Origin of the sequence: Achromobacter animicus, from assembly GCF_040775605.1 — a bacterium.
Lineage (GTDB): Bacteria > Pseudomonadota > Gammaproteobacteria > Burkholderiales > Burkholderiaceae_B > Achromobacter > Achromobacter animicus.
Genome location: NZ_JAYGJK010000001.1, coordinates 3370721 through 3385259, shown reverse-complemented (window position 1 = coordinate 3385259; position 14539 = coordinate 3370721). Strand labels below are relative to the sequence as shown.

The following is a 14539-nucleotide window of genomic DNA, read 5'->3' as shown; positions in this document are numbered from 1 at the left end:
GTCGGATCAGGCGTAGGTGGACGATTGGGAGCAGGCTTGTTCGAGCAAGTCGGCGCCCTGGGTGCCGAGGTCCCAGAAAAGGCCGGCCATGATGGCCAGGCCTTCCCGGGCGACGCTGCCCAGCAGGTGTTCATTGGGCGCGTGCTGCGCGCAAGCGGGGTAGGAGTGAGGCACCCACAGGGTGGGAAGGCCAAGTTGGTCGGCAAAAATGTCGTTGGGCAGGGAGCCGCCCAGGTTGGGCAAGAGGGCCGGCCGTTTGCCGGTGGTGCGCTCCAGCGAGGCGGCGGCCCAGCGCACCCACGGGGTGTCGGGCGACAGGCGCGTCGCGCCCGCCTGCATGCCGACACGAACCTCGACGTCGTCGAAGCCGCCCTGATGCAGGTGTTCGACCACGTGTTCCTGCAGGGCACGCCAGTCGGTGCCGACCACGAAGCGCAACTGACACCAGGCCGACGCTTCCGGAGGAATGGCGTTCACGGGTTTGGCGGGGTCGCCGGCGCCGAATGTCAGGACGTCGAGACTGTTCCAGCCAAATACCTTTTCCGGCGAGGTCAAGCCGGGTTCGCCCCACCAGTCGTTGATGTCCGGATCGTCGTCGCCACCACCGACTTCCAGGTCTGCCAGCGCCAAGGCGACCGCAGCGGGGATGGGCGGGGGGCGCAACCCGGGCACGGCGATGCGGCCGTTCGCGTCCACCAGCGAACTGATCGCATGTGTAAGCCGGATGGCCGGGTTGGAAAGCAGTCCGCCCCAGTTGCCGGAATGGTAGCCGCGTTCCCGAGCCCGTACCTTGAGTTCGAAATTGACCGCGCCGCGCGAGCCCATGAACAGCGTGGGCCGCGCGGCGTTCAGGCGCGGCCCGTCGCTGGCGATGAAGACGTCGGCGGCCAGAAGATTGCGGTGCGTCTTGCAGAACGCGGCCAGGCCGGGCGAGCCCGCTTCTTCGCCGGTTTCGATGAGCCAGATCGTATTGAACCCCAGCACGCCGCCGCGGACGGCAATGACGCGCGACAGCGCTTCAAGGTTGATGGAGTGCTGGCCCTTGTTGTCGGCCGTGCCGCGCCCGTACCAGCGGTCGCCTTCGACCTGCAGGCGCCAGGGGTCCCGGCCGGCGTCCCATTTGGCGGCGTTGCCTCGCACCACGTCGCCATGACCGTACATGAGGACGGTCGGCAACTCGGCCGCTTCGATGCGGCGTGCGACCAGGATCGGCAGGTCCACCCCGGCAGGGTTGCGATGCACTTCACAGGAAAAGCCTAGTGCCGACAGGCGCGGGACCAGTTCGATCGACAGGTAGGCATGCTGCGCCGGGCCCTGGGTGGAGACTTCGCTCTCGGTGGTGTACGCGATGCGGCGCGCGAGGGTGTCCTGAAGGACGCCGCTGTCATACGCTTCTGTCGCGTGGAGAATGGCTTGTTCGCGGGTCATGGCGGTTCTCGGGGCAGTACGGAAAAGCAAAAGTATTACGGTTCTACGCGTGCCACAATTAGATATTTCGCACCTTTGCGTTGCTATAAAGGCATCTCATCCAGGAGCCATCCATGATCTCCCTCGGCCTCAGATATTTCCTGGAAGTCGCGCGCTGCGGTTCGATCGCAGGCGCGGCGGCCAGCCTGCACGTGGCGGCATCCGCCGTCAGCCGGCAGATCGCCAAGCTGGAAGACAGCCTGGGCATCGTGCTGTTCGAACGCCAGGCGCGCGGCATGGCGCTCAGCGAGGCCGGGCTTCAACTCGCGGCATACGCCCGGGCGGCCGCGCTGGAGGCCGAACGCGTCACCAAGGAGATCCGGCGGCGCAGCGCGCTAGGCGACGTCACGATCCGGCTGGCCTGTAGCGAGGGATTCGCACACCGATTCCTGCCGCTATGCATGGCCGACTTCAAGCAGGTCCGGCCCGAGACGCGTTTTCATCTCCAGGTGGACCGGCCGGAGGAGGTGATTCGCCGGATTCTCGAGGGAATGTCCCAGATCGCGCTGCACTACACGGTGGCGCAGGACGATCGCCTGAAGACCGAACTGCTGACGCGCGCGCCGGTTTACGCGGTGATGTGCCGGCAGCATCCGCTTGCCGCGCGCCGTGCGATCAGCTTGCGTGACCTGGCCGACGTGCCGGTATCGGTTGGCGATAAGGGCACGACCGTACGGCAGCTTTTCGATACCGCGTGCGCCAATGCCGGCTTGCATATCGAGCCGGCCTACGTGTCCAACAATTCGGCGGCCTTCCTGCCAATGCTGCCGGGCAGCCGGATCGTGGCGCTGACGGGCTACCTGACGTTGATGGGGGATCCGCAGGGCACCGCGCTGGCCGCAGTGCCGTTCAGCAACCCGGAAATGCGCCAGCGCAGCATCCAGGCCGTGACGCTGCAAGGGCGCACCTTGCCGCCGCTGGCCAAGGAGTTTCTGGAATTCATGGCGGCGCGGCTCACTGCGGCGCCGCGCGCGCCGGATCTGGACAAGGGCGGCGCGTGACGGCGATGACTAGACCGACCGCACGAACAGTGCGCGCAGCTTGTTCCAGAAATCGCCGCCCAGCACGAAAAAGCTGGCCACCAGCATGACGTCGCCCAGCAGTTGCGCCTGCCACAGCCGCGGCCGGAAACCGGGCCAGATCTGGTCAACATAGGGTTCCAGCATCGACGTCAGCAGCGGCAGGACGAACATCACCATGCCGATGGCGTGGCGCACGGGGCCGACCTTCTGCACGGGCGCCAGCTTCTTCGAGTGACCGCCGATGATGGCCTTGAGTTGCTGGAATCCCTCTTTGCCCATGACGGCGATGCAGGTGATGAGCAGCACCTTGTTGGCGATGAAGATGGCGCCGGTCAGTGCCGCGATGCGCGATCCGGGGATGTCCATCGCGGCGCCGATGGGAATCAGGAACCAGAGCGCGAAGGCCAGGATGAAAATTCCGATTCCGCACTTGAAGCGCCAGCCCATGGCCGGCGCGGGTTGGGTTGGCAAGTCTTGGACACTCATGGCGGTCTCCTTGCAAGGGGTGGAATTTGAGGCGAGGGGATTCAAGGCATGTGAATCAAGTTTCGGTAACCCGGCGGCGTGAGGAAAATACGCCCGGCTTGCGGGGCGCACGCGGCCGGGGTTCGAGCAACTGCAGCATCAGGCAGGCATACAGGGTGACGGCGATGAACAGCCCCATGCGCACGGCGAAGGCGGTGTAGACGTCCTTGCCCGCCACGCTGTCCTGCACCGATTGGCCCAGCAGGATGATGAGCGTGATCAGGGTGTTCAGCCAGAAGGTGGGCGCATGCGGCGTGGGACTCAGCCGGTACAGCTTTCTGGCCATCACCAGTCCGAACAGCAGCATCCACAGGAAATACATCCACAGGCTGGGAAAGGGCCGCAGGGCGATCCAGAACCCCACCGCAAGCACGCCGGCCAGCAGCGTCGATCCCAGGATCTCGCGCGCCGCGCCATGCGCCGCCGTGACGCAGCTTTGGCGGCCCAGGCTGACTGCCTTCAGGATGATGGGCATGTAGCCCAGCGGATCGGTCATGGCCAGCAGAAAGGCCGGCAGCACGACCAGCGCCGCGCGCAGGGCCATGCGGCTTGCCTCGGCGGCCGGCAAAACAGGCGGGGGCGGTGGCGCGGGCAGGCCAGGCGGTTCGGGAAACAGCGCGTGGCAGACGCCCAGCACCAGGGCGGCCAGCAGCAGCGCTTTGACCAGGGCCTCGATCACCGTTACCGCCAGGCCGAAGTCCAGTGTGCCTGCCGCGGAAATCATGGTCAGGCCGATGATCAGGAACGTCGACACCAGATTATTGCCGCCGCGCAGCCCGTGGCGAAACGCCAGAAACAGGCACAGGCCGACGATCAGCACCCCGCCGGCCGGGTAGTAGCGAAGCAGCGGAATCAGCAACAGCCCACTGCCCGTGGTGAACATCGCCACCAGGGCCAGGCCCAGGCCGGCTTTCAACGAAAGCGGCCGGTTCATCTGCGCCAGCAGGAACACCCCGAGCACCGGCGCGATCATCGGGATCGGCATGTCCAGCCCGAAGCTGATGGCCAGGCACAGCGCCGTCCCCACGCCCAGGCGCAGGGCGCGCTGGCCGCGGGGGTCGCGAGGGGCGGGGGCCGTGTCAGTAAGCATAGGACAGCCAGCTCATCAGCCGCAGGTACAGGCGGCCCAGGGGGTTGAGCGGATTGCCGGGGTTGGGAAACGCCATGACTTCGGCCTGGCCGCCCACCCGGATGCCGCGGAGGGACGGAAGCTGTCCGGGATCGAGGTCGATGGCGACCGGAAAGCGTTGGGCGGGCCGCAGCCAGTCGCGGCTGTTCTGCACTGTGGGAAGGCTGCCGGGCTGCGTGGGCGTGCCGACGTTCACGCCATAGCCCACGCTGCGCACGCGGCCCTCGAACACCTGCCCGGGCAGCGCGTCCAGGATGATGGCGACCGGCGTGCCGGGGTCGACGTGCCCCAGGTTGTTCTCGGTCATTTCCGCGTTGATCCACACGTCGTGAATGGCGATCAGCGTCATCACGGGCTTTCCCGCCGCGGCGAATTGGCCGGCGTCGGTCCGCAGGTCGGTGACGAGGCCCGCAGCGGGGGCGCGCACCTGCGTGTTGGCCAGGTCCAGTTCAGCCTTTTCCACGGCGGCGGCGGCGCTGCGCAGCTTGGCGTTGTCTTCCTCGCTGCCGCCTTCCTGTTCGCGCGCCCGCTGCACCTCGGCACGCGCGGCCGCCACCTGGCTGACCGCCTGCGCCAGATTGGCCCGCGCAATCTCCAGCCGGCGCAGCGATATCGTGCCCTGGTCGTCGCGATACAGGCGCTCGAGCCGGGTGCTGTCCTGGCGCGCGCGGACTTCATTGGCTTGCGCCGCGCGCAGGGACGCCTGCGCCGCATCGATGCCGGCGGTGCTGGCGCCGATCTGCCGGCGCGTGGCGTCCAGATCGGCCCGGGCGCGGTCGAGCGCAATCCGGTAATGCTCCGGGTCGATGTCGAACAGCACGGCGCCCGACTTCACGTCCTGGTTGTTGCGCACATGTACCTGCGTCACCCGGCCCGCCACTTCGGACGCCACGGGCACCACAAAGGCCTCCACCCGCGCCTGCTGCGTGTACGGCGTGTAGCGGTCCGCCAGCAGATACCAGACCAGGCTGATGACGATGACGACGAGGACCCAGCGGACCCCCTTTTTGGCGGGATCCGCGGGGGGCGGTGGGGCGGCCGGCGGGGCGGGCGGCGGCTCGGACGGCGCGGGGCGTGCCGGCGTATCGCGGGCAGGCGAGCCAGGGCTCGCCGCGGGCGCAGCGCTGGCCGTCGGGGGCGCGGGCCTGGGACTAGTCATCGGATCGCCTCGTGGTCTTGGGAAGCGCCGGCGCGGGCCGTCCGGCCTCGGACAGCAGGTCGCCCCAATTGGTGCGCCGCTGCATCTGTTCTTGCGTGGCCGGATCGATGACCGGCTGATCGCTGTACCAGCCGCCGCCCACTGCCTTGTACAGGGCGATCAGGTCGCGCACGGCATTGCCCCGGTTCACCAGATAGGTGTCCTGTTGCGTTGCCAGCGCGCGCTGCGCATCCAGCACCCGCTGAAAGTCGGAATAGCCCTCGCGGTAGAGCGCAGAGGCCAGCGTCAACGAGCGCTTGGCCGCCAGCGCCGAGTCGTAAAGGATCCCGTCGCGTTCCAGCGCCTTGACCAGTCCCGTGGCGGCGTCGTCGGCCTCGCGCGCGGCCTGGCGCACGGCGTCCTGGTAGATGACGATAAGCTGCTGCAGCCGCGCGTCCTGCAGGCGCACCGTGTTGGTGATCCGGCCGTGGTCGAACACGTTCCAGGTCAGGCTGGGGCCGGCAAGCAGGGCTGCGCCGCCGGACGTGCCGGCCAGCGACGTGGCGGTCCAGGCGATGCTGCCCAGCAGCGTCAACGAAGGGTAAAGATCCGCCTTGGCCACGCCCACCTGCGCGGACTGCGCCGCAATCCGCAGCTCGGCGGCACGGATGTCCGGTCGCCGCAGCAGCAGGTTGGCCGGCACGTCCTGCAGCACCGCCCGGTCGATCAGCGGAATCACGGCCTCCCGTGTCGCCAGGTCGGGCAGCTCCGGCATCGGGCCCGGCGGCTTGCCGACCAGCACCGCCAGCGCGTTGCGGGTGCGCGCGATCTGGCTTTCGAACTCCGGAATGGTGCTGAGCGTGCCAAGGTATTGCGTGCGCGCCTGCTGCAAGTCCAGTTCGTCGGTCTCGCCGCTTTGGAAAAGGCGCTCGGTGATCTCGTAGCTGCGCTTCTGGATGGCCGCATTGTCGCGGGCGATGCGCAGCCGGGCTTCGGCCGTGCGCAGCGCGTAATAGCTTTCGGCGACCTGCGCGTGCAGCAGCACCAGCACGTCTTCGCGGTTGGCCTCGGCCGCGAAGTAGGCGGCATCCGCGGATTCGATGGCGCGGCTGAAACGGCCCCAGAAGTCCAGTTCCCAGCCGATGTTGAACCCCGCGCTGTATTGCCAGAAGCTGCTGGGCCGCGGATTGCCTTCCGAGGAGCGCGATGACCGATGCTGATAAAGCGCGTCCGCGCCGACGACCTGCGATTGCGGATACAGCCCGCTGCGGGCAATGCCAAGCTGGGCGCGCGCCTCCATGATCTGCAGGCCGGCCACCTGCACGCCGGGATTGTGCGCGTCGGCCTGGGCGATCAGGGATTCAAGAACGGGGTCGTCAAAGATACGCCACCACTGCCGGGCGTCCGGCTGCGAGGCTTCCACGGTGGCCTGTTGCAGCGCCGGCGTGTCCCATTGGCTGGACCAGTCGACACGCTGGGGCGCGAAGTCGGGTCCCACTTGCACGCAACCGGTCAGGCAAAGCACGCCGGTCAGCAGCAGTCGATTCAAACAAGTCATCGGCCACATTGGGCACCAGGTCTGTCAGAGGCCAAACTGCAAGTCCCCGGTGACGGCCCGATGGTGCCCGCACCGCGAACGCCGGAAAGCTCGGTAGCGACAACGTGTTTGTGTGGTCGCGCCGGCATCGCGGGCAGCAGTCGCGTTCCCGGCGGCGCGAAAAAGCGCCGGACCGGATCGGGCGGTTTGCGTCAGCGTGCCAACCGATTCTATTGAGCTTTTTATTTTCCGGCTAGCGGGAAGATACGGAGGGCGGCCCGGCAGGCCGCGCCGGTCAGGCGGTGCGGCGGCGCCAGCCCAGGCGGCGCAACCGCTCCAGCGCCAGATACACGATCGGCGTCGTATACAGCGTCAGGAACTGGCTGATCATCAACCCGCCGACAATGGCGACACCCAGCGGGCGGCGCAATTCCGACCCTTCGCCCATTCCAAGCACCAAGGGCAGGGCGCCCAGAAGACCCGCCAGGTTGGTCATGACAATGGGCCGCAGGCGCAGCATGGCGGCGCGGTGGATGGCCTGCTCGGGCGTCAGGTTCTCGCGCCGCTCCAGACTCAGGGCGAAGTCGATCATGAGGATGGCGTTCTTCATGACGATGCCCACCAGCAGGAACAGCCCCAGCAGCGCGATCAGCGTGAACTCGATGCCGGCCAGCCGCAGCGCCAGCAGCGCCCCGACGCCGGCCGACGGCAGCGTGGACAGGATGGTCAGCGGATGCAGCGCGCTTTCGTACAGGATGCCCAGCACCAGGTAGATGGCGACCAGGACCCCCAGGATCAGCCAGGGCTGGTCCTGCAGGCTCTGCTGGAAGTTGCGCGCATCGCCGCCCAGGCGGGTCTGGATGTAAGACGGCACCATCAGCTTGGCCGTCGCCGCGTCAATGGCGGCCAACCCCTGTTCCAGCGACACGCCGGGCGCCAGCGAGAAGCCGACCCACACCGCTGCAAACAGGCCATCGTGAAACACACGGTCGTTGACCAGCCCGTTGTCGTAGGTGGCAAACGCGGTCAGCGGAACGCGGTTGCCATCGGCAGCCACGACGTGCACCTGTTCCAGGACTTCCGGGTCTTCGGTGTAGCGCGGGTCCAGTTCCAGCACGACGCGATACTGGTTCATCGCGTCGTACAGCGTCGCGACCTGCCGCTGGCTGAACGAATTGCTCAGCACGCTGCTGATGGTGTCCATGTCGACGCCCAGCCGCTGCGCCGCGCTGCGGTCAATGTCGATCACGACCTGCTGCGTCGCGCCGTCGCCTTGCGCGTCGACGTCGCGCAGCTCGGGGATCTCCTGCATCGCCTTGGAGATCTTGCGCGACCATTCCCGCAGCGCCGGCACGTCGCTGGCCATGATGGCCAGTTCATGGTCGCCGGAATTGCCGAAGCCGCCGGGCATGCGCAGGTCCTGGTCCACGTTCAGGAAGAACATGCCGCCCGGCACCGCCGGCGCGTTCGTGCGCATCCAGTTGATGACCTCGGTGGACGACGCCTCGCGTTCGGCGGCGGGTTTCAAGCGGATGAGGAACAGCGAATTGCTGATGCCCAGGCCGCCGCCGTTGTAGCCGATGACGTCATCGACGGCCGGGTGCTTGAGGACAAGTTGCCGGTACTGGTCGATCTTGGGCTGCATGACCTGAAACGAGAACCCGTCGTCGCCGCGCACGAAGCCCATGAGCTGGCCGGTGTCCTGCACCGGCAAAAATCCCTTGGGCGCCTGGACATACAGGTAGACGTTCAGCCCGACGACGCCGGCCAGCAGCAGCAACGTCAGGCGCGCGTGGCCAAGCACGCGCGCCAGCGACACGCCATACCAGTCGTGGATGCGGGCAAACACCGCCTGCATCCGCGAGGGCTTGGCTGCAACATGGCTGACGGGCCGCAGCCAGCGCGCGCACAGTGCCGGAATGATGGCCACCGACACGACCAGCGAGATGACGGTGGCGGCCACCAGCGTGATCGAAAATTCGCGGAACAGCCGCTCCACCAGACCGCCCATGAACAGGATCGACACGAACACGACGCTCAGTGCCACGGTCATGGCCACCAGCGTAAAGCCCACCTCGCGCACGCCGCGCAGCGCGGCCTTGACCGGCGTGAGGCCGCGCTCCAGATGGCGCGAGATGTTCTCCAGTACGACGATGGCGTCGTCCACCACCAGCCCGGCGGCCACTATCAGCGCCATGAGCGACAGGTTGTTCAGCGAAAAGCCCCACGCGTACATGACGGCAAAGGTGGCGATCAGGCAGACCGGAATCGCCACGCTGGGGATCGCGGCGGCACGCGCATTGCCCAGAAACAGCCACACCACCAGGATGACCAGCCCGGCGGCCAGCGCCAGGGTGATGTGCGCTTCGCGCAGCGTCGCCTTGATGCCCGGCGAGCGGTCCAGTGCGACGGTCAGGTCCACGTCGGCGGGCATCAACTGGCGCAGGCCCGGGAGGGCCTGGTTGATGGCGTCGATGGTTTCGATGATGTTAGAACCCGGCTGCCGGCTGATGGTCAGCACCACCGCCGGATTGCGGTTGTGAAAGCCGCTGCTGTAGCGGTTTTCGACCGAATCGCTGACGCGCGCCACCTGCGACAGCCGGATCACGGCGCCATCCTGGTAGCGCACGATGAGACTGTCGTAGTCCTGCGCGCGGCGCGGCTGCTCGGGGGTGCCGACCTCCCAGCGCTGGCCGGCCGAATCGAGCTGCCCTTGCGGGCCCATCGGAGCGGCGTTCGAAATTGCCTCGCGCACGTCGTCCAGCGCCACGCCGTAGTGCGCCAGCGCGTTGGGATTGACCTGGACGCGCACGGCCGGCAGTGAACTGCCGCCCATCGTCACCTCGCCCACGCCGCTGATCTGCGAGAGCTTCTGCGCCAGCACGGTGGAACCCAGGTCGTAAAGCTGACCAGCTGGCCGCGTGGCGGAACTGAGCGCCAGCGCCATGATGGGCGCCTGCGACGGATTGATCTTGCGATAGCTGGGATTGCCCGGCATGCCGGCGGGCAGTTCGGCGCGCGCGGCGTTGATGGCGGCCTGCACGTCGCGGGCGGCCTCGTCGATGTTGCGATCCAGTTCAAACTGGAGTTGCACGCGGGTCGAACCCTGGTTGCTGGACGAGCTCATCGAGCTGACGCCCGCGATGCTGCCCAGCGCCCGTTCCAGCGGCGCGGCGACCGTGCTGGCCATGCTTTCGGGGCTGGCGCCGGGCAGATCGGCGCGCACTTCGATGGTCGGAAAATCCACCTGCGGCAACGGCGCCACCGGCAGCAGGCGCCACGCCACCGCGCCCAGCAGCGTCAGCGCCAGCGCCAGAAAAATGCAGGCGACCGGCCGGTGCAGCAACGCCCGGATCATTTCACCGGGCCTTCGGCGTTGGGCGCCGGTGCGGCATCAGCGCGGCGGTGGCCCAGCCGGTGAAAGAACAGGTACACGGCCGGCGTGGTGAACAGGGTCAGCACCTGGCTGACCAGCAGCCCGCCAACCATGACCCAGCCCAGCGGCTGGCGCAGCTCGGCGCCGGAGCCGGTCGCCAGCATCAACGGCAGCGCGCCAAACAGTGCGGCCAGCGTCGTCATCAGGATGGGGCGCAGGCGCAGCAGCGCGGCCTCGCGGATGGCGGCTTGCGGGTCAAGGCCGCGCGTGCGCTCAGCCTCCAGCGCAAAGTCGACCATCATGATGCCGTTCTTCTTGACCAGCCCGATCAGCAGAATGATGCCGATCACGGCAATCAGGTCCAGCGGCCGGCCGGTGATCAGCAGCGCCAGCAGCGCGCCGACCGTGGCCGAGGGCAGGGTGGACAGGATGGTGACCGGGTGGATGGCGCTTTCGTACAGCATGCCCAGCACCAGGTACATGGTCACCACCGCGGCCAGCATCAGCCACAACGTGTTGGACAGCGACGCCTCGAACGCCGACGCCGCGCCTTGCAGCCGCAGCTCGACGCTTTCGGGCATGCCGATTTCCTGCTTGGCCGCTTCGATGGCAGCGATGGCTTCGCCCAGCGAACCGCCCGGCGGCAGGTTGAAAGACAGATTCACCGCGGGGAACTGCGACAGGTGGTTCACCGCCAGCGGTGCGGCGCGTTCACTGACCGTGGCCAGCGCGGACAGCGGAATGGCCTGCCCGCTTTCCGTCTGCAGATGAACGCGCTCCAGCGCCTCGGGGCTGGTCGCCATTGTCCGGTCCACCTCCAGCACTACACGGTACTGGTTGGATTGCGTGAACAGCGTGGCGACCTGACGCTGGCCGAATGCGTTGTACAGGGCCTGTGCCACGTCGTCCATCGTGACGCCCAAACGCGCGGCGGCGTCGCGCGAGACTTCCAGATAGGCCTGGCGCCCGCCGCCCTGCAAGTCGGAAGACACGTCGGCAAGCTGGGGCGCCTGCGCAAGCCGCTGCATCAGCGCGGTAGTCCAGCGCGTCAGCAGGGCGCTGTCGGGCGAAGTCAGGCTGAACTGATATTGGCCGCGGCTGACGCGGTCTTCGATGTTCAGTTCCTGCACGGGTTGCAGGTAAAGCGAGATGCCGTTCACCTCACGCGCCCGCGCGTCCAGCCGCGCCATGATGTCCGCCAGCGGCGCGCTGCGTTCGTTCCAGGGCTTCAGATTGATCAGCAGACGCCCCGTGTTCAGCGTGGCGTTCATGCCGTCGATGCCGATGAAGGACGACAGGGTGGCGACGTCGGGATCTGCCAGCAGGCTTTCCGCGACCGCCTGCTGACGACGCGACATGGCGTCAAACGACGTGCTCTGCGCGGATTGGGTCACGCCTTGCAGGACGCCGCCGTCCTGCGCTGGAAAGAAGCCCTTGGGCACCGCCAGATACAGCAGGCCGGTCAGCACCACGGTGGCCACCATCGCCAGCAGCGTCAGCCGCTGGTGGCGCAGGGTCACGTCCAGCCAGCCGGCGTAGCGCACTTGCAGGCGGTCCAGCAACCCGGGGCGCGACGGCTCGTGCGCCGGGAGCAGGCGCGCGCACATCATGGGCGTCAGCGTCAGCGAAACGGCCAGCGAGATCAGGATGGCGACGGCCAACGTAATGGCGAACTCGCGGAACAAACGGCCGACCACGTCTTCCATGAACAGCAGCGGAATTAGCACCGCGATCAGCGACAGCGTCAGCGACACCAGCGTGAAGCCGATCTGCCCCGCGCCCTTGAGCGCGGCCGCCATCGGGCTGTGGCCTTGTTCGCGGTAGCGCGCAATGTTCTCCAGCATGACGATGGCGTCATCCACCACGAAGCCCGCGCCAATGGTCAGCGCCATCAACGTCAGGTTGTTGGTGGAGAAACCGGCCAGGTACATGAAGCCGAACGTGCCGATCAGGGACAACGGCACGGCCAGGCTGGGGATCAGCGTAGCGGGCAGGTTGCGCAGGAACAGAAAGGTCACCAGGACGACCAGCCCCACGGCGAAGGCCAGCTCCCATTGCACGCCGCGCACCGAGGCGCGGATGCTCTCCGTCCGATCGGTCAGGATGCGCACCTGCACGGCGGCGGGCAGGCTGGCCGTCAGTTGCGGCAGCAGCGCCTTGACCTGGTCCGCCACCGCAATGACGTTGGCGCCCGGCTGGCGCTGGATATTCACCAGCACCGCGGGCTGCTTGTCCACCCACGCGGCCAGATAGCGGTCTTCGGCGCCGTCCTCCACCGTCGCGATCTGACCCAGCCGCACCGGCGCGCCATTCTTCCAGGCGACGATCAGGTCGCGGTATTCCTCGGCGCTCTGCAATTGATCATTGGCGTCCATGATGACGGACCGCACGGGGCCATCAAAGCTGCCTTTAGGCTGATTGGAGTTGGCCTTGGCAATCGCCTCCTGCACGTCCGACAACTGCAGGCCGCGCGCGGCCAGCGCCATCGGGTTGACCTGCACGCGCACGGCGGGGCGCTGCCCGCCGGCCAGGCTGACCATGCCCACGCCCGACAGCTGCGACAGCCGCTGCGTCATCCGCGTATCCACCAGATCGTAGACCTTGGGCAGGGGCAAGGAGTCCGACGTGACGGCCAGCGTCAGGATCGGCACGTCCGCAGGGTTGACCTTGCGGTACACGGGCGGGGTGGGCAGATCGTTGGGCAGCAGCGAATCGCTGGAGCTGATGGCAGCCTGCACTTCCTGTTCGGCCACGCCCAGCGACACGTCCAGTGCGAACTGCAAGGTGATGACCGAGATGCCGCTGCCGCTGGTGGACGACATCTGCTTTAAGCCCGGTATCTGCCCGAAGCGCCGTTCCAGCGGCGCGGTCACCGCGCGCGCCGTCACGTTGGGACTGGCGCCCGGATACTGCGTGGTGACCTGGATGATGGGATAGTCGACCTGAGGCAATGCGGCCACGGGCAGCAGGCGCCACGCCAGGATGCCCGACAACAGCAGGGCGATCATCAGGAATGATGTGGCGACCGGGCGCAAGATGAAGGGGCGTGACAGGCTCATGCGGGCTCCTTGTCCTGATCGTGCTGCTCCACGATCTGCACATCGCGTCCGTCATGCAGCCGGTCCACGCCCTCGACCACGACGCGCTCGTCCTCGGCCAGGCCCGCCAGCACGACGATGCGACCCGCGTTGGCCGGACCCAGTTCCAGCACGCGGCGGGTGGCGCGATTGTCGTCGCCGATGACGAAGACGAACGATCCTTCAGAACCGAACTGCACGGCGGCGGTGGGTATGGTCACGACATCATCCTGCTGCACGACGGCCAGCCGGATGTTCACGAACTGGTTGGGAAACAACGACTCGTCGGCATTGTCGAAGCGCGCGCGCAGCCGCACCGTGCCGCTGGCCGCCTGGATGCGGTTGTCCAGCGCTTCGAGCGTGCCTTCGGCCAGAATGCGGCGCTCGTCGGCGTCCCAGGCCTGCACGCGCAACACGGGCGTCTTCGCCTGCGCCTGACGCAGGATGTCCAGGCGGGTCTCCGAGATGCTGAACAGGGCCGACGTGGGCGCCATCTGCACCAGCGTGGTCAGCCCGTCTGCGTCTGTCGTGCGCACGTGGTTGCCGGCATCCACGCGCCGCAAGCCCACGCGGCCGGCGTGGGGCGCCACGATACGCGTAAGACTGAGCAGGCGGCGGGCGTCGGCGACCTGCGCCTGGTTCTTCTGGCGCTGCGCGGTGTACATCCGCACCTGCGCCTCGGCGGTATCGAGCTGCTGCCCGGCCACGGCCTCCTGCCGCGCCAGCTTCCGATAGCGGCGCAGGTCCGCTTCGGCGTTGTCCAGCAACGCCTGCGTTTGCGCCAGCTCGCCTTCGGCGGACGCCAGCGCAGCCTGGAAGGGGCGGGGGTCTATTTCGGCAAGCAACTGACCCTGCGAGACCGCCTGGCCTTCGGTGTAGTGCAGTCTCACCAACTGGCCATCGACTTGGCTGCGCACGGTCACCTGAGCCAGCGGCGTGATGGTGCCCAACGCATGCAGGTCCCGCTGCAGCGGGCCAGTGCGAGCGGCGGCGACGCTTACTGCGACGGGAAGCTTCCCATAGTTGGGGGGAGGAGGGGCGGCCGGGCCTTTATTGCCCGCCAGCCAGACCGCCGCACCGATCAGCAGGGCCAGCGCCAGGGCGGCCGCGATCAGGATCAGGCGTTTGCGTGAGGGGGTGGGGCCCGCAAGGAAGCGCAGGGACATCAGGGCTGCCAGGCAAGGGATAGCGGACAGCCGAGATTCTATATTAATAATAATGATTAGCGTTATTGATGCTGAGTTTCAAGAAGGGTTTGCGCGTATCGT

Annotated in this window: 9 protein-coding genes; 1 reads left to right on the top strand and 8 read right to left on the bottom strand. The window is 67.4% G+C overall.

Annotation, left to right across the window (positions count from 1 at the left end; translation table 11 throughout):
* Window positions 1–6: 6 nt before the first annotated feature.
* A complete protein-coding gene (locus AB3147_RS15325; protein WP_175121284.1) occupies window positions 7–1428 on the bottom strand; it encodes a M20 family metallopeptidase in 1422 nt (473 codons plus the stop codon).
* Between the two features lie 113 nt (window positions 1429–1541).
* Here AB3147_RS15325 and AB3147_RS15320 point away from each other — a divergent pair, with 113 nt between their 5' ends.
* Window positions 1542–2468, top strand: coding sequence for a LysR family transcriptional regulator (locus AB3147_RS15320; protein ID WP_175136309.1), 927 nt, complete (start codon window positions 1542–1544; stop codon window positions 2466–2468).
* Between the two features lie 9 nt (window positions 2469–2477).
* On the opposite strand, the gene AB3147_RS15315 is transcribed toward AB3147_RS15320, so the two are convergent.
* The 7 genes from AB3147_RS15315 to AB3147_RS15285 form a co-directional block, all read right to left on the bottom strand.
* A complete protein-coding gene (locus tag AB3147_RS15315; protein ID WP_367352328.1) occupies window positions 2478–2975 on the bottom strand; it encodes a transporter suffix domain-containing protein in 498 nt (165 codons plus the stop codon).
* 55 nt (window positions 2976–3030) lie between these two features.
* Complete coding sequence (locus tag AB3147_RS15310) at window positions 3031–4104, bottom strand: DUF2955 domain-containing protein (RefSeq protein WP_367352327.1); 1074 nt, start codon at window positions 4102–4104, stop codon at window positions 3031–3033.
* Window positions 4094–5302 (bottom strand): HlyD family secretion protein, encoded by a 1209-nt coding sequence (locus tag AB3147_RS15305; RefSeq protein ID WP_255808822.1) that lies wholly within the window; start codon window positions 5300–5302, stop codon window positions 4094–4096. The genes AB3147_RS15310 and AB3147_RS15305 overlap by 11 nt, the downstream gene beginning before the upstream one ends.
* Window positions 5295–6848, bottom strand: coding sequence for an efflux transporter outer membrane subunit (locus AB3147_RS15300; RefSeq protein ID WP_367352326.1), 1554 nt, complete (start codon window positions 6846–6848; stop codon window positions 5295–5297). The genes AB3147_RS15305 and AB3147_RS15300 overlap by 8 nt, the downstream gene beginning before the upstream one ends.
* 265 nt (window positions 6849–7113) lie before the next feature.
* Window positions 7114–10176 carry an efflux RND transporter permease subunit gene (locus AB3147_RS15295; protein ID WP_367352325.1) on the bottom strand — a complete coding sequence of 1021 codons (3063 nt, stop codon included), beginning with the start codon at window positions 10174–10176 and terminating at the stop codon, window positions 7114–7116.
* On the bottom strand, window positions 10173–13253 hold the full coding sequence (locus AB3147_RS15290) for a multidrug efflux RND transporter permease subunit (protein WP_367352324.1): 3081 nt from the start codon (window positions 13251–13253) through the stop codon (window positions 10173–10175). The genes AB3147_RS15295 and AB3147_RS15290 overlap by 4 nt, the downstream gene beginning before the upstream one ends.
* On the bottom strand, window positions 13250–14437 hold the full coding sequence (locus tag AB3147_RS15285) for an efflux RND transporter periplasmic adaptor subunit (RefSeq protein WP_218344101.1): 1188 nt from the start codon (window positions 14435–14437) through the stop codon (window positions 13250–13252). The genes AB3147_RS15290 and AB3147_RS15285 overlap by 4 nt, the downstream gene beginning before the upstream one ends.
* Window positions 14438–14539: the final 102 nt, after the last annotated feature.

What these genes read in the sequence shown, in the direction of transcription:
- AB3147_RS15315 (WP_367352328.1), bottom strand. Translation starts at nt 2,975, where the DNA reads ATGAGTGTCCAAGACTTGCCAACCCAACCCGCGCCGGCCATGGGCTGG.
- AB3147_RS15290 (WP_367352324.1), bottom strand. Translation starts at nt 13,253, where the DNA reads ATGAGCCTGTCACGCCCCTTCATCTTGCGCCCGGTCGCCACATCATTC.
- AB3147_RS15285 (WP_218344101.1), bottom strand. Translation starts at nt 14,437, where the DNA reads ATGTCCCTGCGCTTCCTTGCGGGCCCCACCCCCTCACGCAAACGCCTG.
- AB3147_RS15305 (WP_255808822.1), bottom strand. Translation starts at nt 5,302, where the DNA reads ATGACTAGTCCCAGGCCCGCGCCCCCGACGGCCAGCGCTGCGCCCGCG.
- AB3147_RS15310 (WP_367352327.1), bottom strand. Translation starts at nt 4,104, where the DNA reads ATGCTTACTGACACGGCCCCCGCCCCTCGCGACCCCCGCGGCCAGCGC.
- AB3147_RS15325 (WP_175121284.1), bottom strand. Translation starts at nt 1,428, where the DNA reads ATGACCCGCGAACAAGCCATTCTCCACGCGACAGAAGCGTATGACAGC.
- AB3147_RS15300 (WP_367352326.1), bottom strand. Translation starts at nt 6,848, where the DNA reads ATGTGGCCGATGACTTGTTTGAATCGACTGCTGCTGACCGGCGTGCTT.
- AB3147_RS15295 (WP_367352325.1), bottom strand. Translation starts at nt 10,176, where the DNA reads ATGATCCGGGCGTTGCTGCACCGGCCGGTCGCCTGCATTTTTCTGGCG.
- AB3147_RS15320 (WP_175136309.1), top strand. Translation starts at nt 1,542, where the DNA reads ATGATCTCCCTCGGCCTCAGATATTTCCTGGAAGTCGCGCGCTGCGGT.